This window comes from Streptomyces solitudinis, from assembly GCF_036323765.1.
In the GTDB taxonomy this organism is placed as follows: domain Bacteria; phylum Actinomycetota; class Actinomycetes; order Streptomycetales; family Streptomycetaceae; genus Streptomyces.
This window is the reverse complement of the sequence record NZ_JAZDCW010000010.1, coordinates 176,187-198,764: the sequence shown is the minus strand read 5'-3', so window position 1 is coordinate 198,764 and position 22,578 is coordinate 176,187. Positions and strand designations below refer to the sequence as shown.

Below are 22,578 nucleotides of genomic sequence, written 5' to 3'. Positions count from 1 at the left end.
ACCGTGTGGAGGCGGGTGTTGATCCGGCCAAGCCGGTGGACTCGGATGGCGACGGTATCCCTGACTTCCAGGACGTGGATTCTGATGGTGATGGGATTCCGGACCGTGTGGAGGCGGGTGTTGATCCGGCGAATCCGGTTGATTCGGATGGTGATGGGGTTCCGGATTTCCTGGACACGGACTCTGACGGCGACGGGGCGACCGACGCGGAAGAGGGTACTGGGGACGACGACGGCGACGGCGTTCCCAACTACCTTGACGCGACGGACAACCGTCCCTAGCCGAGAGCGGGCAACGGCACATGCCACGTTCATGCCCGGCCCCTCCCGGGCTGCCGCCAGGCCCGGGTGATGCGCCCCCCCGGCGCGAACGACGCTCACCCGGGACGTGGGGCGGCTGCGAGTCAGCCCGAACCTGCTGTTACGTCCAGCCGCCCGCGACGTGAACCAGCCGGACCCCGGCGGAGTGCCTTCGCCCAAGCCCGTGCCCTGTTCGATCCCACATCGCACGCTGCCACGTGCTCTGCGTGGCCCGCCGAGCCGACGCGCGGTTCGGCGGGCCCGGATCGGGCGGGCGTGTGAGCAGCCGGCGATGCGCTCTGTCTGGCCGAGCCCGTCAGCTTCCACCGCACCACCGCGACGTTGCGCAACCTGGCCGACGCCTCGACGCAGGACTTGTGCCGGACACGCCGATCGATCGCACGGTCGGCCAGCTCTACCGCCGGCCCCACGAAGGCTGAAAAGGCGGCCTCACCAGCCGAGTTGACTGTCGCAGCTTGACATCTTGGTGTCGTGGGTCTCTCTTTCCCGGACTGGTCGGCTGCCTCGTCATGCTAAGCGAGATTCACTCATTGCGTTGACAGCCCCCCCGTCCAGCGGTGTGCCTTCTGCGATTCGCCGTCGTTTGCCAGACACTGCTGTCTGTGTCGGACTGCTCAAGCAGCCCGACACAGACAGCGTTCATCTGCATCGACCACATGCGTGCACCCACAGTGGAGGTCAATCTTGCGACGCAAAGAAGTTGCCGTACTGTCTCTGTCGGCAGCGGCCCTCTTGTTGGCGGGAGGGGGAAGCGCTCAGGCGGAAGAGGGGCCCAAGTTTCAGAACAACACCCAAATCCTGTCCTGCCTGAGCATTGAGGTCTTGGACATCCCGATCGCATCTGCGTCAGATAACAGCGTTGACTGCTCGGTGAATCGTGGCGTCGAAGCTCGCGAGGAGGAGGCTGGGGACGCCCGTGATCGTCAATGAACCCGAATGGAGCAAAACCTTGCGGGTGAGCACTTCGTTTACTGGTTGGTGACGCCGCGGGGACCGCCCGCCGTTCCGAACCGAGAACTGGAATGGTGACTGACGGCCGCGCCGTTGCCAGCACTGGTTAACGATGTCTGATAGACCAGTGACAGAAAGCTTCCGCCCTGCCAGGTGCGGAACACCAACACCACCACATCCCTCGAGGAGAAATCGTGAAGCTCAGCAAGGCCGCCCTCATCACCACCGCCGCCGCGATGGCCGCTGTCGGCGTTGGCGCCGGAGCCGCTCAGGCTGCCGACGACGACGTCTCGAAGTTCGAGAACAGCAGCCAGGTCCTCAGCTGCGGTGTGCTCGAGATCATCGACATCCCGATCCTGTCGGCCGCCAACAACAACATCGACTGCTCCGAGAACACGAAGGAGGAGAAGAGCAAGATGGTGCACGTCGTGGACGACGACAGCTCCAAGGCGACCGTTCTCCTCCCGCGCGACGAGCACGACTACCGCTGACCATCGCCGTTCGCCGAAATACAGCACATAGCTGGGCGAACTGAAGGTCCCGCGTCGCACCGGATTTCCCCCGAAGCGCGCTGAAAAGCCCCAACACCCTTGGGGCTTTTCTCGCGTCAGGGAACTGAAGCCGTCCGGCGTAACGCCGACGACCGACGGGTTCCACGCCCATTTGCCCGGTGTCTGCGGGTCGGGGGCCGCGCTGATTGAGTTACCGGGCAACTGCTCGAAGGGCAGGGAGTACGGATGGGCGGGAAGCCGCATCCGAAGGAGTGCCGCCGCAGCAAATCGTAGATGTTCTCGTTCGCTGTACGCTGCCTGGGTGAGTGCGGCTCGCAGAAGTAGATCCATAGGCCCGTTGAAGGTGGTCACGGACCGGGGTGAAGGTGCCGTCGGGGGTCTTTCGGTATCTGAGCGTCGGCGAACGCGTCCGCATCGCTGCCCGGCGGCCGGAGAAGGCGACGGTCCGGCTGTCCCCCGTCGAGCTGGGACGGACCCCTCCACGACCAGCGGGAGATACCCCGCAACCGACCCCCTTTGAAGCGGTGTTCACCTGCTCACGCGGCCTGGGACACGTCAGAGGCCTGCCGCCCTCGTCCCAGGGCCTGCAGAAGTCGGACAGCAGAGCGGACTACGGCGGTTGTCCGGAAACCGCCCGACCGGCGGTGAAATCCCGAGCAGAGGTTTGCCAGTGAGCCCGCCGTTTCGTGTCGCTCGGGCCCACTGGGCAAGGATGAGGACAGCTGGAGCACGCGCTGGAAGGCCACTGAACGCCTTCGGCCTAAGATGAAACGCCGAACGCCCGCCGGAAGGAAAGGAAGGACGGGCGATCGGCGCTTCGCTGTCCGAAGAAGGAGGTACTTCGGACAATCACCGAGTCTTCCGCCCTACCTATGTATCCACGGGCGCTGAGACAACGGCATCCTGTGCAACGTGAGTCCGGCTGGGTAAGTTACCCGGAAGCATCCGAATGCAGTATTCGTATCACCTCGGTGAGTATTTAGTGCCCGGATTCTGTCGTCAGGTGCGGAGTCCACCCGCCCGCGTCCGCCGCGCACTCCCGCTCCGGCAGTGACCGCGTCCTGCGGGCACGGGCCCGGCCGTGACGGCCAGGTCACGCGGCTCGGACGGCCGGTCACAGCGCAGTCCGGGTCCGTAGGCGGCGGACGGCCCGTGGCAGCTCCTCTCCGCGTGTACGCCTGTCCGGGGGAAATAGTGGAAAGCCGTGCGATTCCTCGCCGTATTCCCGGGATTTCGCCGCCTCGTGCTCATAGTCTGCCCCTGCTGATAAGGCAGAAATGAACACGGAGGTAGGGTCGTGGGTCTTCCCGTCGTTGGTGGTTTGGTCGACAGCGTCATCGGCATCCTGACGGGCACGGTGTACGGCATCGTGCCGCAGCTCGCCGCCCTCCTGAGCGGGCTGGGCCTGCCGATCTGAGCGGTTCCGGCGGGCTGGCGCGTCCGGTCCCGCCGAGGCCGGGCTCCCGCGTCAGCCCGCCCGCACCTCCCCGCCGTACGGGGCCGCGACGTCGGTCGCGGCCTGCCCGCGCTCCAGATCGGCGAACGCCGTGTCGACCACGGCCTGTTCGGCGACCGACCCGTGGAAGTCCGCGTCCTTCCCGCCGTACAGCCTCGGCAGCGGGTCACCGTCGCTGATCCAGTTGCGCCAGTCCCGTTCCACCTCGGCGAGGTGCCGGACCAGACCGAGCAGCGGCATCGTGGACGGCGGAACCGAGCGGCGGGCCAGCTGCTCCGCGTCCAGACCCTCGCACTTCATCCGCAAGGTCAGGCGGTGGTCCTTGAGGACGTCCAGCAGCGTCGCCCGCTCGCCCTCCGGGCTGTCGCCGTCGTTGTTACGGGGGTCGTCGTCCGGATCGACCCACATATCGGGGTAGACGGTCGCGGGGCTCCACCGCTCGGGTCGCTCACTCATGCGCCGCATGGTCGCCCGAGACGGCAGGTGCGGGGTGACGGCGTCAAACGGGGTCACGGCCAGACGAGGCAGTACGGCTGGTGTCCCGCCTCGTGGAGGCGGTGGGAGAAGTCCTGCCACTCGTGCAGCAGCCGGTAGACGTCGAACGCGTCGCGGGGGCCGCCCCGGTCCGGGACGGTGGACCAGATGAACGCCGCCGCGCCGACCGACTCCTCGCCGACCCCGCGCAACGGGTCGACCACCATCGTGGGGAGCTTCACGACCGCGTAGTCCGGGTGGAGGACGACCAGCTCCAGCGGGGGGACCCGGTGCAGGGGAACGCCCTCGACGCCGGTGAGGACCATCGCGGCCATCGTCTCGGGCTTGATGCGGGTGAACATGCCGTGGCCCAGCTCGTCACCGCCCAGTTCCTCGGGGCGCATGGACAAGGGGACCCGGGCCGCCGTCGCGCCGTCGGGGGCGCCGAAGTACTTGTACGTCACCTCCATGCGGGCGCCGCCATTCCTGATGCTCTCGCTCTCCGCCGCCGCCTCCCGGCGGTGCCGGCCACGGGGGACGCGTTCCGGTTCGAGGTCCCCGGCGCCCTCGCCCGATCCGCCTCCGCGTTGCATGTCACCACCCGAATGTTCGCGGCCTGTGCCGCGCGACCCGATCATCGTTTCAGACCTCCCCCTTGTACGGCAGCCGAAACGCCCAGCCGTACAAGCGCGCGAAGCTCTGACACCATGGCTTGCGTGAGCTATCCGTACCAAGCACCAGTATCGCAGTCCCTCTTCGACCGTGCGGCCGTCGTGACACCGGGAGGTGTGAACTCCCCGGTGCGGGCCTTCGGCGCCGTGGGCGGTACGCCCCGGTTCATGGTCTCCGGGTCCGGTCCGTATCTGACGGACGCGGACGGCCGCGACTACGTGGACCTGGTCTGCTCGTGGGGTCCGATGATCCTCGGGCACGCGCACCCGGCCGTCACGGAGGCCGCGCAGGCCGCGCTCGCGCGCGGCACGTCCTTCGGCACGCCGGGGGAGGGCGAGGTCGAGCTGGCCGAGGAGATCACCGCCCGCGTCGCCCCCGTCGAGCAGGTGCGGCTGGTGTCGTCGGGCACCGAGGCGACGATGTCCGCGATCCGGCTGGCGCGCGGCTTCACCGGCCGGGCGAAGGTCGTGAAGTTCGCGGGCTGTTACCACGGCCACGTGGACGCGCTGCTGGCCGCCGCCGGGTCCGGCGTCGCCACGTTCGCGCTGCCCGACACCCCGGGCGTCACCGGGGCCCAGGCCGGGGACACGCTCGTCCTGCCCTACAACGACCTGGACGCGGTACGGGCGGCCTTCGCCGCGCACCCGGACCAGATCGCGTGCGTCATCACCGAGGCGTCGCCCGGCAACATGGGCGTCGTGCCGCCGGCCGACGGTTTCAACGCGGGCCTGAAGGAGCTGTGCGCCGAGCACGGGGCGCTGTACGTGTCCGACGAGGTCATGACCGGCTTCCGGGTCTCGCGGGCGGGCTGGTTCGGGCTGGACGGCGTCGTGCCGGACCTCATGACCTTCGGCAAGGTCATGGGCGGCGGCTTCCCGGCCGCCGCGTTCGGCGGCCGGGCGGACGTGATGGCCGCCCTCGCCCCGGCCGGGCCCGTGTACCAGGCGGGCACGCTCTCCGGGAACCCCGTCGCCACCGCCGCCGGGATCGCCCAGCTCAGGCACCTGGACGACGCCGCGTACGCGCGGCTGGACGAGACGGCGGCGCTCCTGCGCGGCATGGTGACCGAGGCACTGGCCAAGGAGGGCGTCGCCCACCAGGTGCAGCGGGCGGGGAACATGTTCTCCGTCTTCTTCACCGACGAGCTGGTCACCGACTACGCGCGGGCCAAGACGCAGGACACCTTCCGGTACACCGCGTTCTTCCACGCCATGCTGAGCGCCGGGGTCTACCTGCCCCCGTCGGCGTTCGAGTCCTGGTTCGTGTCCACCGCGCACGACGAGCGGGCCCTCGCCCGCGTCGCCGACGCGCTGCCCGCCGCCGCGCGGGCCGCGGCGCAGGCGGTGGCCGCGTGAGCGTCCCCACCCCGGTGAGCCCGGACAAGACCGTCACCGTCGTGCACGTCATGCGGCACGGCGAGGTGGAGAACCCCGAGGGCATCCTCTACGGGCGGCTGCCCGGCTACCACCTGTCGGAGCTGGGCCGCCGCATGGCCGACCGGATCGCCGAGGCGCTGGCCGGGCACGACATCGCGCACGTCGTCGCGTCCCCGCTGGAGCGGGCCCAGGAGAGCGGCCAGCCGATCGCCAAGGCGCACGGCCTGGACCTGGCCACCGACGAGCGGCTGATCGAGGCGGGCAACTTCTTCCAGGGCAAGACGTTCGGCGTCGGCGACGGCGCCCTGCGCAGGCCGGGGAACTGGCGGCACCTGCGCAACCCGTTCAAGCCGTCGTGGGGCGAGCCCTACATCGAGCAGGTCGTGCGGATGTCCGCCGCGCTGGACGCCGCCAAGGACGCGGCACGCGGCCGGGAGGCCGTCTGCGTCAGCCACCAGCTCCCGATCTGGACGGTGCGCAGCTTCGTCGAGCGCCGCAGGCTGTGGCACGACCCCCGGCAGCGCGAGTGCACCCTCGCCTCGCTGACCAGCTTCACGTACGTCGGCGACCGGATCGTCTCCGTCGGCTACAGCGAGCCCGCCCGCGATCTGGTCCCGCCGCACCTGCTGGCCGGGGCGCGCCCGGCGCGCGGCCGGAAGGCGCCGCAGGGCGGCGGCCGGGCCTTCGGCGCGTAGCCGCCCGGGTCCGCCCGCAGCCATCCGGGGCGCCCCCGCCTGCGCCGCCGCGCCTCCGCCCCGCTCCCGGGACGGGCCACCGGGCCCGTTCCGGGAGCGGGCGCACAGATCCCGCCCATACCGGCGTGAACGGGGCGGACGTTCGGGACAAGGGGGGCGCGGAAGATCGCCCGGACGCGCATGCGAAACTTTTCACATGAGCATCCGCCGTGCCCTCCGGCGCCGCCCCGGCCGCCGCCCGAACCGCCGTGCCGCCGCGCTGGCGGCCGTCGCCGTGGCCGGTTCCCTCGCCCTGACCGCCTGCTCCTCACCGGACCGGCCCGGCTCGGGGGAGAACAGCAACTACGTCGCCGGGACGGGCGAGATCACCCGCGTCCCGGCGCAGGACCGCAAGGCGGCGCCCGACCTGGAGGGGGAGGGCATCCGCGGGGAGCAGCTCAAGCTCTCCGAGCACCGCGGCAAGGTGGTCGTGCTCAACGTGTGGGGCTCCTGGTGCCCGCCCTGCCGGGCCGAGGCGCCGAACTTCGCGGAGGTCTCCGACGGGATGCGCGGCGAGGACGTCCAGTTCCTCGGCATCAACACCCGCGACCTGGACGTCGTCCAGGCGCAGAAGTTCGACGAGCGGTTCGGTATCGACTATCCCAGCTTCTACGACCCCAGCGGCAAGCTGGTCCTGAAGTTCCCCAAGGGTGATCTGAACCCGCAGGCCATCCCCTCCACGCTCGTCCTCGACCGGGAGGGCCGCATCGCGGTCCGCGCGCTCAAGGCGCTCTCCGCGGAGGACCTGCGCGGCATCATCGAGCCGGTCCTGGCCGAGAAGTAACGGCGGACCGCCCCCATGCACCTCCTGCTCGCCGTCCCGGAAGCCAACCAGACGGTCCTGCACGGCGCGCTGCTCCTCGCGCTGCCCGTGGCCGTGCTCGGCGGCCTCGTCTCCTTCTTCTCGCCGTGCGTCCTGCCGCTCGTCCCCGGCTACCTCTCCTACGTGACCGGGGTCGGGGGCAGCGACCTCGCGGACGCCCGGCGCGGCCGGATGCTGGCCGGGGCGCTGCTGTTCGTCGGCGGCTTCACCGCCGTCTTCGTCTCCGGCGGCGCGCTGTTCGGCTTCTTCGGCTGGACGCTGCTGGAGCACCAGGACGTCATCACCCGCGTCCTCGGCGCGCTGGTGATCGTGCTGGGCCTGTCCTTCATGGGCGCGCTGCCGTGGGTCACCCAGCGCGAGTTCCGCCTGCACCGCCGCCCGGCGGTGGGCCTGGCCGGGGCGCCACTGCTCGGCGTGCTGTTCGGCATCGGCTGGACGCCGTGCATCGGGCCGACCCTGATCGCCGTGAACTCCCTCGCGCTGAACGAGGCCAGCGCCGGACGCGGCGCGGTGCTGATGGTGGCGTACTGTCTTGGCCTCGGTCTGCCGTTCGTCCTGGCCGCCGTCGCCTTCCGGCGGGCGCTGGGCGCGTTCGGCTGGGTCAAGCGGCACTACGCGACGGTCATGCGCGTCGGCGGGGGCATGCTGATCGCCGTCGGGCTGCTGCTCGTCACCGGGTACTGGAACGAGATCATCTACGAGCTGCAGGTGTGGTCGTCCGACTTCACCGTGGGGATCTGAGCTGATGAGCAACGTGGACGTCGACGAGCGCGCGGCCGGAGCCCAGCTCTCCACCACCCCCGCCGAGGAGCCGCCGAGCGGCCCGGCGCTGGGCGTCACCGGATGGCTGCGCTGGATGTGGCGGCAGCTCACGTCCATGCGGATCGCCCTGGTGCTGCTCCTGCTGCTCGCCCTCGCGGCCGTTCCCGGCTCCCTCGTGCCGCAGACCAGCGTGGACGAGTTCGCCGTCGCGGGCTTCAAGCGGGACAACCCCACGCTGGCCTCCGTCTACGACGCGCTCCAGCTCTTCGACGTCTACAGCTCGGTGTGGTTCTCCGCGATCTACCTGCTGCTGTTCGTCTCGCTCATCGGCTGCATCGTGCCGCGCACCTGGCAGTTCACCGGCCAGCTCCGCGCCCGCCCGCCGCGCGCCCCGCGCCGGCTCGACCGCATGCCCGCCTACGCCACCTGGCGCACCGAGGCGGACCCGGAGCAGGTGCTGGACGCCGCGCGGACGGTGCTGCGCGGCAAGCGGTTCCGCACGGCGGCCGGGGACGGGGCGGTGTCCGCCGAGAAGGGCTACCTGCGCGAGGCCGGGAACCTCGTGTTCCACCTGGCGCTCATCGTCATGCTCGTCGCCTTCGCGGTGGGCCAGATGTGGAAGGTCGAGGGCGGCAAGCTGATCGTCCAGGGGGACGGGTTCTCCAACACCCTCACCCAGTACGACGACATCCGGGCGGGCACCCTCTACGACTTCGACGACCTGGACACGTTCGGGTTCACCCTGGACGAGTTCCACGCCGCGTTCGAACGCAGCGGCCCGCAGAAGGGCACCCCCCGGGAGTTCCGCGCGGACGTCACCTACTGGGAGGGCGCCGACGGGCCCGAACGGGAGGCGTCCATCGAGGTCAACCACCCGCTGACCGTGGGCGACTCCAAGGTCTACCTGATCGGCCACGGCTACGCGCCCGTCGTCACCGTCGAGGACGGACAGGGCGACCTCGTCTACCGGGGCCCCGTGCCGTTCCTCCCGCAGGACGAGAACGGGACGGCGCAGGGCGTGGTCAAGGTCACCGACTACCGCGACGCGCGGGGCGAACGGGACCAGCTCGGCTTCGTCGGCCTGTTCACCCCCACGTTCGGCCTCGACGCGGTGCGCGGCCCGCACTCGACGTTCCCCGAGCTGGACTACCCGGTGCTCTCGCTCTCCGCCTACCACGGCGACCTCGGCGTGGACGCGGGGCTGCCGCAGAACGTCTACCAGCTCGACGACCGCAAGATGGAACCGTTCGAGGACGAGGACGGCGACATCCTGCGCGAGGCGCTGCGGCCCGGCGAGTCGCTGGAGCTGCCGGACGGCGGGGGCACCCTGACGTTCGAGCGGGTGGAGCGGTGGGCCTCCTTCCAGGTCTCCCAGAAGCCCGCGAGCGGCTGGGCGCTGGGCGGTGCGCTGGCCGCCATCGCCGGGCTCGCCGGATCGTTGTTCCTCCAGCGCCGCCGCGTGTGGGTGCGGGCCCGGCCCGACGGCGCCGGGCACACCGTCGTGGAGCTGGCCGGGCTCGGCCGCAGCGAGTCGGCGCGGGTGCCCGAGGAGCTGGGCCGCATCGCCGGCACGCTGGCCGGGCACGCGGCGCCCCCGGCGCCCGGCACGGACGAGGCCCCGGACCAGGCCCCGGACGAGGCCCCGGACGAGGCCCCGGACGAGGCCCGCGTCCGGGGCGGGGACGCCGCCCCGGCCCCGGACGCGGGCCGCGATCCGGACGACGGGCCGGATCCCGCGTCACCAGAAGACCCCGCCGATGACCGTCCAAGGAGCTGACCGTGTACCTCGCCGTGGCGAACAACCAGGCTTTGGCCGACTTCAGCACCGTGCTGGTGTACTCGGCGATGGCCGTCTACGTCCTCGCCTTCCTCGGCCACATCGCCGAGTGGGTGTTCGGCACCCGCAGCAAGGTGGCCCGCACGGCGGAGGAGCTGAGCCCCCGGCGCCGCACGGTGGTCGCCCCGGAGGTCCGGGAGCGGGCCGCCGCCGGCACGGCGGGCGGGACGGCGGTGCTGTCCCGGCCGGAGGTCGTCACCCGCTCCACGGACAGCCGCGCCCGCGTCCCCGACGGGCCGGGCGCCGCCGCCGGTGACGTCAAGGGCGACCTGTACGGGACGATCGCGCTGGCCCTCACCGTGCTGGCGTTCGCCATCCACGCCGCCGGGGTCGTCACCCGGGGCTTCTCGGTGCAGCGGGTGCCGTGGGCGAACATGTACGAGTTCTCCACGACGTTCTCCATGGTGGCCGTCGGCGCCTACCTGCTGTTCGTCCTCACCAAGCGCGACGTCCGCTGGATCGGCCTGCCCCTGGTCACCACCGTCCTGCTGGACCTGGGCCTGGCCACCACCGTCCTGTACACCGAGTCCGACCAGCTGCCGCCCGCCCTGGACTCCGCCTGGCTGGTCATCCACGTCGCGCTGGCCATCACCTGCGGCGCGCTGTTCTACCTGGGCGCCGTCGGGACCGTCCTCTACCTCTTCCGCGACCGCTACGAGGCCAAGCTGGAGAGCGGCGGACAGCCCGGCGTCTTCGCCACCTCCGTGCTGGAACGGCTGCCCTCGGCGGCGTCGCTGGACAAGTTCGCGTACCGGGTCAACGCCGCCGTCTTCCCGTTCTGGACGTTCACGATCGTCGCGGGCGCGATCTGGGCGGAGAGCGCGTGGGGCCGCTACTGGGGCTGGGACCCCAAGGAGGTCTGGTCCTTCATCACGTGGGCCGCGTACGCGGGCTACCTGCACGCGCGGGCGACGGCCGGGTGGAAGGGCCGCAAGGCCGCGTACCTGGCGCTCCTCGCGTTCGCGTGCTGGCTGTTCAACTATTACGGCGTGAACCTGTTCGTCAACGGCCTGCACTCCTACGCGGGCGTCTGAGCACGGGGCGGGAGCCCACGCCGTCAGCCGTCAGCCGTCAGCCGTCTGGCGTCTGGCGTCTGGTGGCCGGGTCCCAAGCCGCTCCGGGCCGTCCCGGTGCCGACGCGAACGCGGCGCGGGTGGGTGAGTGCCGCCCGGACGATGCGGCCGAGTGTCCCGCGGTCCACCGCGACCGGCAGCAGCGACCGGTAGCGGTCACCCGCCGCGGACGGTCCAGTGATGGGCCAGCGCCTGCCGTCCGCTGCGGACAGCGGCTCCAGTCCCGCCGCGTGCCGCACCGGATCGACGGCCACCCGCAGGACACGCGCTCCCGAGCCGGAATCCTGCCCGGGACCGACGGCGGGCGGGACGTCCCGCTCCGTGACGGGGCTGCCGACGTGGCCGTTGCCGGAGCTGTGGACGAACAGGGTCAGTCGACATCTTCGGGCACTGGACGCCTTCCGGGCGGCGGCGCGGGACCCCTTCCGTGTCCGTCGGCGTCGAGGACGACCGGATGCTCCGCACGAGCTGCCACACTCCGGTCCGCCCTTCGGCTGAGCGGTCCGCCCGGAGCCGCTCCTGCCTGTGGGGAGGGTATCCGCCGCCCAGGCAGCGGAGTCCTGGGCGACTGGCGTCCGGGGGCTCCATCCTGCGGCGAACGGGCCGGAGGTGCTGGATTACGCCTTGCGGTTCTTCACTCAGTGCAGCCGGGCGGGGGGCTCCTTCGCACCGGAAAAGGGGTCCGGTGCGAAGAAGCCGTGTGCGGGTCCCGCCGGTTGCGGCAGGGCCCCGTCAGGCGGTGAGCGTCAGCCGAAGCAGTGCAGGGTCTCGTTGAAGTCCCTGCAGCTCCAGCCGAACCACCAGTAGCAGGCGTCTCCGGAGATCCTCAGGCAGTAGGTGCTGCCGAAGATACCGAGGGTCACGCTCGCCTTCGCCACGCCGACGTTGGGGTTGAAGGTGATGCTGTAGTGCTCCGACGAGAGGGTGTACTGGGTCTTCCAGACGATCTCGCCGGCCACCTTCAGGTAGGCGGTCAGCGTGGCCGACCAGTTCTGCCCGGGGCAGAACTCGCCTTCGACGCCGACAGCGACCGGGCCGACGACGGAGAGCTCGTAGGGCCCCAGGGAATAGCAGCCGTTGGACTGCTGCACCGGCGTCTGCCGCCTGAGCTGCAGCTCCTCGGGCGGGTTCTCGTGGTAGTCCTGTGCCTTGCGGATGTAGTCCGACTTCATCTCCTCCGCGCCCACCGGAGGACGGCCCTCCTCCGCGCGGTGCTTGCTGGCGAGCTCTGCCAGGCGCTGCCACGTGCTGTGCGGCACGCCTTCGAGAGCGGCTTCAGGATCTGAGACCGGCATGGTCGTCTCCTTCTCTCGTGGGGAACCTCGGGACTGCAGGTGGTCGCAGGACAGCCAGTCGTCAGGAATGCTTCGTCCTGTTCCGCCGGTTCGCTCTCCGCTCGCCACGCGTCGGCACCGCCTGCTTTCGGTTGGGCAGAAGACCAACTGGGAACCTGCCGCCGGAAGAGGGGGAGCAGCCGAAAGCATTCCGGTCAGAACTGCCGCATGCTTTCGGAAAGCGTAGAACCAAAGCTGAAGACGAGACCGGGGAAGGGCCCGTGGACTCCGCGCCTCCCTTGCCTGTCACTGTCGGGCAACCATTTTTATGATTCCCGCGCTTATAGATCAACTACCCTATTATTATTGTATTTCTATTCCTGGTTCATGGGGGCTGGCTCGTGAATGGAGTGAATATAAAATAATATTTATGGCAGGTCAGGTGTGGGTCCAGGCGGCAGGTGGCAGGAATCGCCGCGTCACGCGCAATTCACTGGCCTGTCCTTGCACTCCCGGTATTGGCGCAGGGCGTGGGCCAGCCTTGCACCCCGTCGCCGTCGAGGACGTCGCTGCTGCGCAACCGCTCCTTGATGTGCTCCAGTACGGCCCGCTCGCCGTCGCAGACGGCGATGCCCTCGACGACCGTGCGCACGTTGTCCCGGTAGCTCGCGACCGGGTCGCCTGAACAAGCCCCGAAGTAGTTGCAGTTCAGGCAGTCCGCGGCCATCCGGATCTCCGCGGCGGTGGTCGAGGCGTCGAAACGCGGCCCGGAGAGCAGTTCCTCCAGCGGGGCGGTGATGATGTTGCCCAGTGAGGCCGCGGGGTCCTCGTACGGGTCGCCGTAAGCGCGCGGGGGCTCGGTCAAACGCTCCGCGAACGCCCTGCCTGACGCGCGGAGGACCCCCACCGTCCCCGCCGCTTCAGGGCATCGCGCGCATGCACCTGAGCCACTTGGGCACCACGCCGAGCAGAGAGGTGGCCCTCACGGGCTCGTAAGTGGCGAAAAAGCGCTTCCGGCTTCCTCGGTCACCGGGAGCAGCCCGCTCAGGAGGGCGCGCGGCGGCAGGCGGTGCGTCAGCCCGCGGGCGGGGTGTCCTCGGGGCCGCCGTCCCGGCCCCGGCGGTCGGGATCGCGCGGCTCCTCCGGCCCGGCCCCGGGGGAGCCGCCGTCGCGCTCGCCGTCGCCGAGGGACTTGAGGAAGTCGGGGTTGTCGTCGGGCGCGACCCAGCGCCGCTCCTCCTTGCGCACCGCGCCGTAGGGCGCGTTGCGGCGCGGACGGCCGGCGACGAACCAGGCGATCGGGCCGATGAGGACCTGTCCGAACAGCAGCACGATGATGACCCACGCCAGCTTCGGCAGCTTGCGCACCTCGTTCTCCGGGGTGTTCAGGCAGTCGATGAAGGCGAAGATCCACACAGCCAGGATCAGCAGGAACGGCAGATACCTCAGCATGTGAACAGCCCCCAGAGCGGACCCGAAGCGGTGCGGTGGTGGGGCTGGGCCAGCCCCGTCACCACCCAGCCTACGGGGAGCGGGCCGCGGCCGGGCCGCCGTCCCCCTGCGGCCCGTCCCTCCGTGCGGCCCGTCCCCCGGGCCGCCCCGCCGCCGGGGCCGCCACCCGATGCCGGATACTGGCACGTATGGCATACGACGATCTCCGTTCGCTGCTGCGGGCGCTGGAACGCGACGGCGACCTCAAGCGGATCACGGCGGAAGTCGACCCGTACCTGGAGGTCGGCGAGATCACCGACCGGGTCAACAAGGCGGGCGGCTCGGCGCTGCTGTTCGAGAACGTCAAGGGGTCGGCGATGCCGCTGGCCATGAACGTCTTCGGCACCGACCGGCGGCTGCTCAAGGCGCTCGGCCTCACCTCCTACGACGAGATCAGCGAGCGCATCGGCGGCCTGCTCAAGCCGGAGCTGCCGCAGGGCTTCGTCGGCTTCCGCGAGGCGTTCGGGAAGCTGGCCGGGATGACGCACGTGCCGCCGCGCAAGGTGAAGGAGGCGCCCGTCCAGGACGTGGTCCTCACCGGTGACGACGTGGACCTCGACCGGCTGCCCGCGCTGTTCACCTGGCCCGAGGACGGCGGCTCCTTCTTCAACCTGGGGCTCACCCACACCAAGGACCCGGAGACGGGCGTGCGCAACCTGGGCCTCTACCGGCTCCAGCGCCACGACCGGCGCACCATCGGGATGCACTGGCAGATCCACAAGGACAGCCGCAACCACTACCAGGTGGCCGCGCGGCGCGGCGAGCGGCTGCCGGTCGCCATCGCCTTCGGCTGCCCGCCCGCCGTGACGTACGCCTCCACCGCGCCGCTGCCCGGCGACATCGACGAGTACCTGTTCGCCGGGTTCGTGCAGGGCAAGCGGGTGGAGATGGTGGACTGCAAGACGGTCCCGCTCCAGGTCCCCGCGCAGGCCGAGGTCGTGCTCGAAGGCTGGCTGGAGCCGGGCACGACGCTCCCCGAGGGGCCGTTCGGGGACCACACCGGCTTCTACACGCCGCAGGAGGACTTCCCCGCCCTCACCATCGACTGCGTCACGATGCGCAGGCGGCCGCTGCTCCAGTCGATCGTCGTGGGCCGCCCGCCCACCGAGGACGGTCCGCTGGGCCGGGCGACGGAGCGTTTCTTCCTGCCCCTGCTCAAGATCATCATCCCGGACATCGTGGACTACCACCTGCCGGAGGCGGGCGGCTTCCACAACTGCGCGATCATCTCGATCGACAAGAAGTACCCGAAGCACGCGCAGAAGGTCATGCACGCCGTCTGGGGCGCGCACATGATGTCGCTCACCAAGCTCATCGTGGTCGTGGACGCCGACTGCGACGTGCACGACCTGCACGAGGTCGCCTGGCGGGCGCTGGGCAACACCGACTACGCCCGCGACCTGTCCGTGGTCGAGGGGCCGGTCGACCACCTCGACCACGCCTCCTACCAGCAGTTCTGGGGCGGCAAGGCGGGCATCGACGCCACCCGCAAGGGCCCGGAGGAGGGCTACACGCGGGGCTGGCCGGAGATGGTCGTCTCCGACCCGGACACGGCGGCGAAGGTGGACCGCCGCTGGCGGGAGTACGGGCTGTGAGCGCCGCCGCCGACGTGACCGGGCCCCGGCCGGGCGGGAACCGGGTGAAGGCGTTCCTGCGGCTGGTGATGATCGAGCACTCGGTCTTCGCGCTGCCCTTCGCCTACATCGCCGCGCTCACCGCCATGTACCTGGACGGCGGCTCGGTGCGGTGGTGGACGCTGGCGCTGGTCACCGTGGCGATGGTCTCCCTGCGGACGTTCGCCATGGCGGCCAACCGGATCATCGACCGCGAGATCGACGCCCGCAACCCGCGGACCGCGGGCCGCGAACTGGTGACCGGCGCCGTCTCCGTCCGCACCGCGTGGACGGGCGCGCTCGTCGCCCTGGCCGTCTTCCTCGGCGCGGCGGCGCTGCTCAACCCGCTCTGCCTGGCGCTCGCCCCGCTGGCCGTGGTGCCGATGGTCGTCTACCCGTACGGGAAGCGGTTCACCGACTTCCCGCACGCCATACTCGGGCTGGCCCAGGCCATCGGACCGATCGGCGCCTGGCTCGCCGTCACCGGGTCCTGGTCGTGGGACGCGGTGCTGCTGGGCCTGGCGGTGGGGGTGTGGATCGGCGGCTTCGACCTGATCTTCGGCTGCCAGGACGTCGCGGCCGACCGGGCGGAGGGCGTCCGCTCCGTGCCCGCCCGTTTCGGCGTCGCCGCCGCCCTGTACGCGTCGCGGGCCAGTCACGTCGTCACGCTGGGCCTGTTCGCCTGGTACGCCCTGGCCACCGGGGCGGGCCCGCTGCTGTGGACGGGCCTGGTGGTCGTCGCCGCGGCCTTCGTCTACGAGCACTCCCTCGTCCGCCCCGGGGACCTCTCCCGGCTGAACCGGGCGTTCTTCACGGTCAACGGGTTCATCGGCATAGCGCTCTTCGTCTTCGCCCTGGCCGACCTCGTCCTCCGCGGCCTGACCGCCTGACCGCGCCGCCGGGCCTGCCCCGGTCGCGGGGTGCCGGGCGGCTCAGCCGCCGCGTGCGACGAGGCCCCCCTCCAGGGTGCGCAGGGTGCGGGCGACGGCCTCGTGCCGGGCCAGCGCCCCTTCGGCGACGGCCTGCCAGCCCGCTGACAGGACGTACCACAGCACCCGGATGAACCAGTCCGCGTCGATCTCCGGGTCGAAGTAGCCCGCGGCCTGGCCGCGGGCGAACAGGGCGCCGACGGGCCAGTGCGCCTCCTCCCAGGACGGCTCGTCCCAGTCGCCCTCGCCGAGCTGGGTCTCGCTGAACAGCAGGTTCACCAGGGGCCCGAGCGCGAACATGGCGGGCACGAGCCGGCGGAACGCCTCGGCGGGGGTGCCCTGGTCCGGGGCCGCCTCCGCCACGGCGCGCGCCGTGGCCCGCGTCGCCTCCTCGAACAGGCCGCGGACGAGCGCGGTGCGGTCGGGGAAGTAGCGGTGCAGGGTGCTCCGGCCGACCTCCGCCGCCTTGGCGATCTCGCTGAGCGAGGCCGCGCGGTCCGCGCTGAGCACGCTGACGGCCGCGTCGAGGATCGCCCGGCGGGTGCGGGAGGTGGTACCGGGGCCGGACGCCGGGGGAGTCATGGCGCGATGATACGCACCGGACCACCCCGGGTATCGGTGTCTCGTGGTAGCGCACGCTGTCCAATGGTGAGACAGTGCGTCCCATGGAGACCGTCATAGCCCTCCGCCCGCCCCGCCACCGTGTGGAGCGCCGCGCGCTCGCCCTGTGGACGGTCCGCGCCCTCGGCCTCGTCCTGCCCCCGGTGGCGGTCCTCACGGCGGTGCAGGTGCTGTGGGAGTCCGCGCGGGGGTGGGCCGGACCGGCGCTGGCCGTCGTCGGCGGCGCCGGAGCCCTCTACACCCTCGCCATGCCCGCGTGGCGGTACGCCGTCCACCGCTGGGAGGCGGCGGACGACGCGGTGTACGCGGCGTCGGGCTGGTTCGTCCGCGAGTGGCGCATCGCGCCCGTCTCCCGCATCCAGACGGTGGACACCATGCGCGGACCCGTCGAGCAGCTGCTCGGACTGGCCACCCTGGTGGTGACGACGGCCTCCTCCAGCGGCGCCGTCCGCATCCCCGGGCTCGCCCCAGCCGTCGCACAGGAGGCCGCCGGACGGCTGGCCCGGATCACCGGGAACACGCCCGGGGACGCGACGTGAGCGCCCGTCCCGCCGACATCCCGCCCGGCACGCGGTCCGGGGCGGGGTCCCCGCTGCCGGAGACGTCCCCGCCGGACGCGCCGACGCCGCCGGACACCGAGGCGCCCTGGCTGCGGCTCGACGCCCGGATGATCTGGGTGGACCTGCTGCGCGTCGTCCTCTCCCAGCTCCCGGCCGTCGTCGCCCTGGTCATGGTGGGCGCCGAGCCCTCCGCCGTCTGGCCGATGCTGGCGATCGCGGCCTGGGGCACCGCCAGCGCGGTGGCCGACGCGGTGCGCTGGGCCACCACCCGCTACCGGGTCACCGACGCCTGCGTCGAGCGCCGCTCGGGGCTCCTGGTCCGCAGCTACCGCTCCGTCCGCAGGGAGCGCGTCCGCAGCGTGGACACCGACGCCCGCCTGCTCCAGCGGTGGGCGAAGCTGCGCCGGGTGACCATCGGCGCCGGGCAGGTGAACACCGCCATGGAACCCGCGCTGCGGCTCGACGCGCTGTCCCGGCGGGCGGCCCTCGACCTGCGCCGCCTGCTCATGGACGCGGCCGAGGACAGCGGCGCGGCGGCCGACGGCTCACCGCAGCAGGCGACCGCACCGGTGTCCGGCCCCGCGCCCGTCCCGGCGCCGCGCGCCGCCGAAGCCGCCGTGCGGCAGGAGTTCGCCCGGCTCCGCTGGTGGTGGGTCTTCTACAACATGGCGAACATCTGGGCCTTCCTCATGGCCGCCGGTCTGCTGTGGGGCGCCTACTGGTCGCTCGCCATGTTCGGGGCCGACGCCGGCGGATGGATCACGGGCCTCGCCGACTGGCAGGCCCTCGGCCCCCTGCGGACGGCCCTCGTCACGGTCGCGGCCACCGGCGCGCTGGGCGTGCTCGGCATGGCCGCCGCCTTCTTCACCGAGCACGCGCACTTCCGCCTGGAACGCGTCCCCTCGGAGGACGGCACCGTCCTGCGCACGACGCGGGGGCTGTTCACGACGCGCGAGATCACGCGGGACGACCGGCGGCTGCGCGGGGCGACCATCGCCGAGCCGCTGCCGTGGCGGTGGATGCGGATGGCCGACGCCACCGTCGTCACCACCGGGCTCTCGGTGTGGAGCAGCGGCGCCACCATCCTGCCGCGGTGCACGCTCGGCACGGCCCGGCGCGTGGCCGCCGCCGTGCTCGCGGAACCGGACAGTCCGCTGGCGGCGCCGCTGCGGCGGCACCCGGGAGCCGCGCTGCGCCGCCGGCTGGTGTGGGCGGTGCTGGCCACGGCCGCGGTCACCGCCGCCGTCCGCCTGCCCGCGGTGGCCGCCGTCCTTGCGGACGGGGCCTGGTGGCTCGTCGGCTCCGCGCTGCTCCCGGCCGCCCTGGCCCTGGCCGTCGTCGGGTACCGGGCGCTGGGGCACGCGCTGCCCGGCCGCTACCTGGTGGTGCGCTCGGGGGCGGTCAGCCGCAGGACGACGGCCCTGCGCCGGGACGCCGTGAGCGGCGTGCGGGTGCGGCAGTCGCTGTTCCAGCGCCGCCTGGGACTGGCGACCGTCGCGGCCACGACGGCCGCGGGCAGCGGCGTCTACGCCGCCCGGGACGTGGCCGCCGGGGAGGCGGCCGGCCTCGCCGGGGCGCTGCTGCCCGGCCCCGTGGACGCCTTCCGCACGGACGCGCCGCCCCGGCCCCGGGCCGGGACTCCGGTGTGAGGGGGTGACGGACGGGAGCCGTCAGCTCCAGGGGCTCGGGCCGGTGCCGCCGGAGGGCTGGCGGGAGGCGGCGCGGGCGGCCGGGGTGCGGCGGAGCCAGAAGGCCGCCAGGACACCGCCGACCAGGCCGAAGAGGTGGCCCTGCCAGGACACGCCCGAGGACGTGGGCACCACGCCCCACAGGATCGAGCCGTAGAGCAGGAGCACGGTGACGCCGACGGTGATGTCGAGGGCGTCCCGTTCGACGAAGCCGCGCACGAGCAGGTAGCCGAAGAGGCCGAAGACGACCCCGGAGGCACCCGCGGTGTTCGTGCCGTCCGGCGCGGTGAGCCAGACACCGGCGCCGCTGGTGACGACGATGAGCAGGATCACGCCGATGAAGCGGACCATCCCACGCAGCGCGGCGAGGAAGCCGAAGATCAGCAGCGGCACGGTGTTGGCGGCCACGTGGTCCCAGCCGAAGTGCAGGAAGGCCGCGGGGAAGACGTCGAGCAGCTCGTCGGTGTCGCGCGGCTGGATGCCGTACTCCTTGACGATGAGGCCGCTGCCGCTGTCGATGGCGGCCAGCAGCCACAGGAGCGCGACCCAGGCCAGCATGAACGTGGCCGCCGTGACCGCCCGCGAGCGCCGTGACGGCCGCACACCCGCGCCGCCCGGTCCGTACGCCATCCCGACCCCCACCCTCGTGGCACCGCTGCGCGGCACCGCTACAGATCGCTAGAGCTCCAGCGTACGCAACGTGTGCAGCAGGGAGGAGAGTTCCGGCTCGCGCGTGGTCGCGTAGGTGAGCGCGGTGAGCAGGTCCTGCGGGGCGAGGGAGCGGGCGCCGCGGGGCGCGGCCACCGCCGTCACCTCGCCGGGGGCGAACTCCAGCCGCAGCGGCAGCGCCCCGGGCGCGCGCGGGTCGAGCTGGCCCAGGTCCACGGTGAGCGACGCGAGCACGCCGTCGCGTATCCCCAGATCCAGCCGCACGGCGCGGTCCGGGGCGCGCTCCAGCGCCGCGAGGTCCGGGTCGCCGAGGTGGTGCCGCAGCGGTTCCAGGGCGGCGGCCAGCGTCGTCGCGGCCTGCCGGGCGGGCAGGGTGACGGTGACGTGCTCGGCGCCGCCCCGCCGCCCCGCGTCCTGGAAACCGGCGTGTTCGCGCAGCGTGCCGCCCACCGCGTCGGCGAGCCGGTGCTGCACCGACGCGCCGGTGAGCACCGAGGTGGAGCGGGCCAGCCGCTCGGCCGGTTCGCCCGCCTCGCCGCCCAGCACCTCGGCGAACTCCCCGAACTCCGCGGGCTTGACGTGCACCCAGTAGCCGCGCAGGGCCGCCTGGGCGGCGCGCAGCGAGGACGGCAGGTCCTCGGTGAGCTGCTCCAGCTCGGGCGCGTGCCGCAGGACGGGGCCGCGCGGGCCGACGTCCCGCACGAGCGCCGCGAGGCTGACGTGCACGTAGAGCCGGCGGTCCACCGAACGCACCCCGAACACGTCCTGCCCGCCGAAGCTGACCGCTGTCGCGCTGTCCAGCCGGTCGGAGGGCGCCAGGTCCCGAAGCGGCTTGCCCGACCGGACGGCGGCGGCCACCTCCAGGTCGGTCAGGAGCCGGGCCTGCCGCCGCAGCCGCTCGTCGTCGGCGCCGGGGCCGGCGCGGTGCCGGAGGTAGGCGTGCGCCTGCGCCTGCGTGGCGTCGAGCCGGGCGGTGACGGAAACCTCCCGGTGCTCGCCGAGCCGCTCGACGGCCGCCTTGACCCGCAGCGCGGTGGTGAGCCGTTCGGCGGCCGAGCACGCCGCCGTCCCGGCCAGCAGCAGGACGGTGGCGCAGAGTGCGGCCAGCGCCCGGCGCGGCCGTGCTGTGTGTCCCGTTCGGGGCATGGGGGCGGGCCTCCAGTCGGCTGGCCGGTCGGCGCTCGGCGGCTGCGGGCCTGCGGGCCGGGGGCCTGCGGGCCTGCGGCCGGGTGTGCGCGGCCGGTGGTCCCCGCGCGGCCGTTCGCCGTCCGTGCGCGTGTGCGGTCGGGTGGTCGGGCGGTTCCATTGTGCGGGCACGGCCCGGGGCGCCGCCGTCGGCCTCGCATAGGCTCGACGGTGTGACTGATCCGACCGCCCGCCCCGCACCCGCGCCCGCCACCGTCCCCGCACCGGAGGGGGGCGGCGGGACGCGCCGGCCGTGGGTCGTCGGGGTGTCGGGCGCCTCGGGGACGCCCTACGCCGCCGCCGTGCTGCGGGCGCTGCTCGCGGCGGGGGAGCGGGTGGACCTCGTCGTGAGCCGCGCCGCGCGCCTCACGCTGCTGGACGAGACGGGGCACCCGCTGCGGGACGCCCACTGGGCCGCCGACCTGCGGCGCTGGCTGGCCCGCGGGGCGGACGGCTCCGCCGACGCCTTCGAGCTGCCGCCGGACGTGGGCGGGGAGGGGCCGGACGCGCCGGTGCGGTACTGGCCGGCCGGGGACCTGGCCGCCGGGCCGTCCTCCGGTTCGTACCCGGTGAAGGGCATGCTCGTCGTGCCCGCCTCCACCGCCTGCGTCGCCGGGGTGGCCCTCGGGCTGTCCAAGGACCTGCTCCAGCGGGCGGCGAGCGTCACGCTCAAGGAGCGCAGGCCGCTCGTCGTCGCCGTCCGGGAGACGCCGCTGAACGGGCAGACCCTCCAGCAGCTCGTGGCGCTGGACCGGGCCGGGGCCGTCGTCCTGCCCGCGTCGCCCGCCTTCTACGCCGGTGCGACGCACATCCAGGACCTCGTGGACTTCGTCGCCGGACGTGTGCTGGACGCCGCTGGAGTGCCGCACCGGCTCTACGAACGGTGGCGGGGGGAACTGGGTAGCGCAGGCGGCGCACGCCCGATGGCTTAGATTCGTACCCGTTGGACGAGTCTTGCGGGACAACTGGAAGGCAGCGGGACGCATGGACGCGGTGGACAGACAGCTCATCCAGGCGCTGCGGGAGAACGGCAGGGCCTCCTACGCCGAACTCGGCCGGCTGGTGGGCCTGTCGGGGCCCAGCGTGACCGACCGCATCAACCGGCTGGAGGCGGCCGGGGTGATCACCGGGTACCGCGCCACCGTGGACGCCCCGAGCCTGGGCCTCGGCGTCACCGCGCTGATCGGCATCCAGCTCTCCGACGCCACCGACCACGAGGACGTCGCCGGCCGGATGCGGGACCTGGAGGAGATCGAGGACTGCTGGTTCATCGCGGGCGACGACTCCTACATGCTGAAGGTCCGCGCGACGGACGTGGACGGACTGGAACGCACGATCCGCCGCCTGTCGGGGACGAAGGGCGTCTCGCGGACGCGGACGACGATCGTGCTGTCGACCAAGTGGGAGAACCGCGTCGGCGAACTGCCCGGCGCCGACGTCCTCGGCGGCTGACGCCCCCGGCCGTTCACCGGACCCGCCCCGACTTGTCCCGAAACCGGTGGCGTACGCTCGACGGAGCGCGAAGCGGAGACCTGCGCAGACCCGAGGAGGCGCGACG

General features: G+C 72.4%; 21 protein-coding genes and 1 pseudogene. 14 read left to right on the top strand and 8 right to left on the bottom strand.

Features of this window, described 5'->3' with window-relative positions:
- Together V1J52_RS23180 and V1J52_RS23175 are read left to right on the top strand one after the other, a co-directional pair.
- A partial coding sequence (locus V1J52_RS23180) for a thrombospondin type 3 repeat-containing protein (protein WP_330141889.1) occupies positions 1-281 on the top strand: 281 nt, incomplete at its 5' end.
- A gap of 1,184 nt (positions 282-1,465) precedes the next feature.
- The gene (locus V1J52_RS23175) at positions 1,466-1,762 is read left to right on the top strand and encodes a hypothetical protein (protein WP_330141888.1); all 297 of its coding nucleotides are present in this window, start codon (positions 1,466-1,468) and stop codon (positions 1,760-1,762) included.
- A 1,522-nt stretch (positions 1,763-3,284) separates the two neighbouring features.
- Here the strand turns inward: V1J52_RS23175 and V1J52_RS23170 are convergent.
- Together V1J52_RS23170 and V1J52_RS23165 are read right to left on the bottom strand one after the other, a co-directional pair.
- A pseudogene (locus V1J52_RS23170) lies at positions 3,285-3,704 on the bottom strand (mycothiol transferase); the annotation flags it as partial.
- Between the two features lie 44 nt (positions 3,705-3,748).
- A complete protein-coding gene (locus V1J52_RS23165; RefSeq protein WP_330141887.1) occupies positions 3,749-4,306 on the bottom strand; it encodes a hypothetical protein in 558 nt (185 codons plus the stop codon).
- Between the two features lie 114 nt (positions 4,307-4,420).
- Between V1J52_RS23165 and hemL the strand changes: the two genes are divergently transcribed.
- The 6 genes from hemL to ccsB all read left to right on the top strand — a co-directional run bounded on the left by hemL (position 4,421) and on the right by ccsB (position 10,951).
- Positions 4,421-5,740: a glutamate-1-semialdehyde 2,1-aminomutase gene (hemL, locus tag V1J52_RS23160; protein WP_330141886.1), complete on the top strand. Its 1,320-nt coding sequence runs from the start codon at positions 4,421-4,423 to the stop codon at positions 5,738-5,740.
- A gap of 50 nt (positions 5,741-5,790) precedes the next feature.
- Positions 5,791-6,456, top strand: a complete 666-nt coding sequence (locus V1J52_RS23155) for a histidine phosphatase family protein (protein WP_330141902.1) — start codon at positions 5,791-5,793, stop codon at positions 6,454-6,456.
- 196 nt (positions 6,457-6,652) lie between these two features.
- Entirely contained in the window at positions 6,653-7,279 is a 627-nt protein-coding gene (locus V1J52_RS23150; RefSeq protein ID WP_330141885.1) for a TlpA family protein disulfide reductase, read from the top strand.
- 15 nt (positions 7,280-7,294) lie between these two features.
- Positions 7,295-8,059, top strand: coding sequence for a cytochrome c biogenesis CcdA family protein (locus V1J52_RS23145; RefSeq protein WP_330141884.1), 765 nt, complete (start codon positions 7,295-7,297; stop codon positions 8,057-8,059).
- Between the two features lie 4 nt (positions 8,060-8,063).
- Complete coding sequence (gene resB, locus V1J52_RS23140; RefSeq protein ID WP_330141883.1) at positions 8,064-9,857, top strand: cytochrome c biogenesis protein ResB; 1,794 nt, start codon at positions 8,064-8,066, stop codon at positions 9,855-9,857.
- Between the two features lie 2 nt (positions 9,858-9,859).
- Positions 9,860-10,951 carry a c-type cytochrome biogenesis protein CcsB gene (gene ccsB / locus V1J52_RS23135; RefSeq protein ID WP_330141882.1) on the top strand — a complete coding sequence of 364 codons (1,092 nt, stop codon included), beginning with the start codon at positions 9,860-9,862 and terminating at the stop codon, positions 10,949-10,951.
- 785 nt (positions 10,952-11,736) lie between these two features.
- On the opposite strand, the gene V1J52_RS23130 is transcribed toward ccsB, so the two are convergent.
- The 3 genes from V1J52_RS23130 to V1J52_RS23120 all read right to left on the bottom strand — a co-directional run bounded on the left by V1J52_RS23130 (position 11,737) and on the right by V1J52_RS23120 (position 13,716).
- The gene (locus V1J52_RS23130) at positions 11,737-12,285 is read right to left on the bottom strand and encodes a hypothetical protein (RefSeq protein WP_330141881.1); all 549 of its coding nucleotides are present in this window, start codon (positions 12,283-12,285) and stop codon (positions 11,737-11,739) included.
- A 469-nt stretch (positions 12,286-12,754) separates the two neighbouring features.
- Complete coding sequence (locus tag V1J52_RS23125; protein WP_330141880.1) at positions 12,755-13,129, bottom strand: radical SAM protein; 375 nt, start codon at positions 13,127-13,129, stop codon at positions 12,755-12,757.
- 209 nt (positions 13,130-13,338) lie between these two features.
- The gene (locus V1J52_RS23120; protein WP_330141879.1) at positions 13,339-13,716 is read right to left on the bottom strand and encodes a PLD nuclease N-terminal domain-containing protein; all 378 of its coding nucleotides are present in this window, start codon (positions 13,714-13,716) and stop codon (positions 13,339-13,341) included.
- Positions 13,717-13,904: 188 nt separating this feature from the next.
- Here V1J52_RS23120 and V1J52_RS23115 point away from each other — a divergent pair, with 188 nt between their 5' ends.
- Positions 13,905-15,350: a menaquinone biosynthesis decarboxylase gene (locus tag V1J52_RS23115; RefSeq protein WP_330141878.1), complete on the top strand. Its 1,446-nt coding sequence runs from the start codon at positions 13,905-13,907 to the stop codon at positions 15,348-15,350.
- Positions 15,347-16,258, top strand: a complete 912-nt coding sequence (gene mqnP / locus V1J52_RS23110; RefSeq protein WP_330141877.1) for a menaquinone biosynthesis prenyltransferase MqnP — start codon at positions 15,347-15,349, stop codon at positions 16,256-16,258. The genes V1J52_RS23115 and mqnP overlap by 4 nt, the downstream gene beginning before the upstream one ends.
- Positions 16,259-16,300: 42 nt before the next feature.
- Here mqnP and V1J52_RS23105 read toward each other — a convergent pair whose 3' ends face one another.
- Entirely contained in the window at positions 16,301-16,879 is a 579-nt protein-coding gene (locus V1J52_RS23105) for a TetR/AcrR family transcriptional regulator (protein ID WP_330141876.1), read from the bottom strand.
- A gap of 83 nt (positions 16,880-16,962) precedes the next feature.
- On the opposite strand from V1J52_RS23105, the gene V1J52_RS23100 reads away from it, so the two are divergent.
- Both V1J52_RS23100 and V1J52_RS23095 read left to right on the top strand, forming a co-directional pair.
- Complete coding sequence (locus V1J52_RS23100) at positions 16,963-17,457, top strand: PH domain-containing protein (RefSeq protein ID WP_330141875.1); 495 nt, start codon at positions 16,963-16,965, stop codon at positions 17,455-17,457.
- Positions 17,454-19,127, top strand: a complete 1,674-nt coding sequence (locus V1J52_RS23095; protein ID WP_330141874.1) for a PH domain-containing protein — start codon at positions 17,454-17,456, stop codon at positions 19,125-19,127. The genes V1J52_RS23100 and V1J52_RS23095 overlap by 4 nt, the downstream gene beginning before the upstream one ends.
- Positions 19,128-19,148: 21 nt before the next feature.
- Here V1J52_RS23095 and V1J52_RS23090 read toward each other — a convergent pair whose 3' ends face one another.
- Together V1J52_RS23090 and V1J52_RS23085 are read right to left on the bottom strand one after the other, a co-directional pair.
- Entirely contained in the window at positions 19,149-19,796 is a 648-nt protein-coding gene (locus tag V1J52_RS23090; protein WP_330141873.1) for a rhomboid family intramembrane serine protease, read from the bottom strand.
- A 48-nt stretch (positions 19,797-19,844) separates the two neighbouring features.
- Positions 19,845-20,981, bottom strand: a complete 1,137-nt coding sequence (locus V1J52_RS23085; protein WP_330141872.1) for a hypothetical protein — start codon at positions 20,979-20,981, stop codon at positions 19,845-19,847.
- Positions 20,982-21,193: 212 nt separating this feature from the next.
- Here V1J52_RS23085 and V1J52_RS23080 point away from each other — a divergent pair, with 212 nt between their 5' ends.
- Positions 21,194-21,952, top strand: coding sequence for a UbiX family flavin prenyltransferase (locus V1J52_RS23080; RefSeq protein WP_503676893.1), 759 nt, complete (start codon positions 21,194-21,196; stop codon positions 21,950-21,952).
- Positions 21,953-22,004: 52 nt separating this feature from the next.
- On the top strand, positions 22,005-22,472 hold the full coding sequence (locus V1J52_RS23075) for an Lrp/AsnC family transcriptional regulator (RefSeq protein WP_330141871.1): 468 nt from the start codon (positions 22,005-22,007) through the stop codon (positions 22,470-22,472).
- Positions 22,473-22,578: the final 106 nt, after the last annotated feature.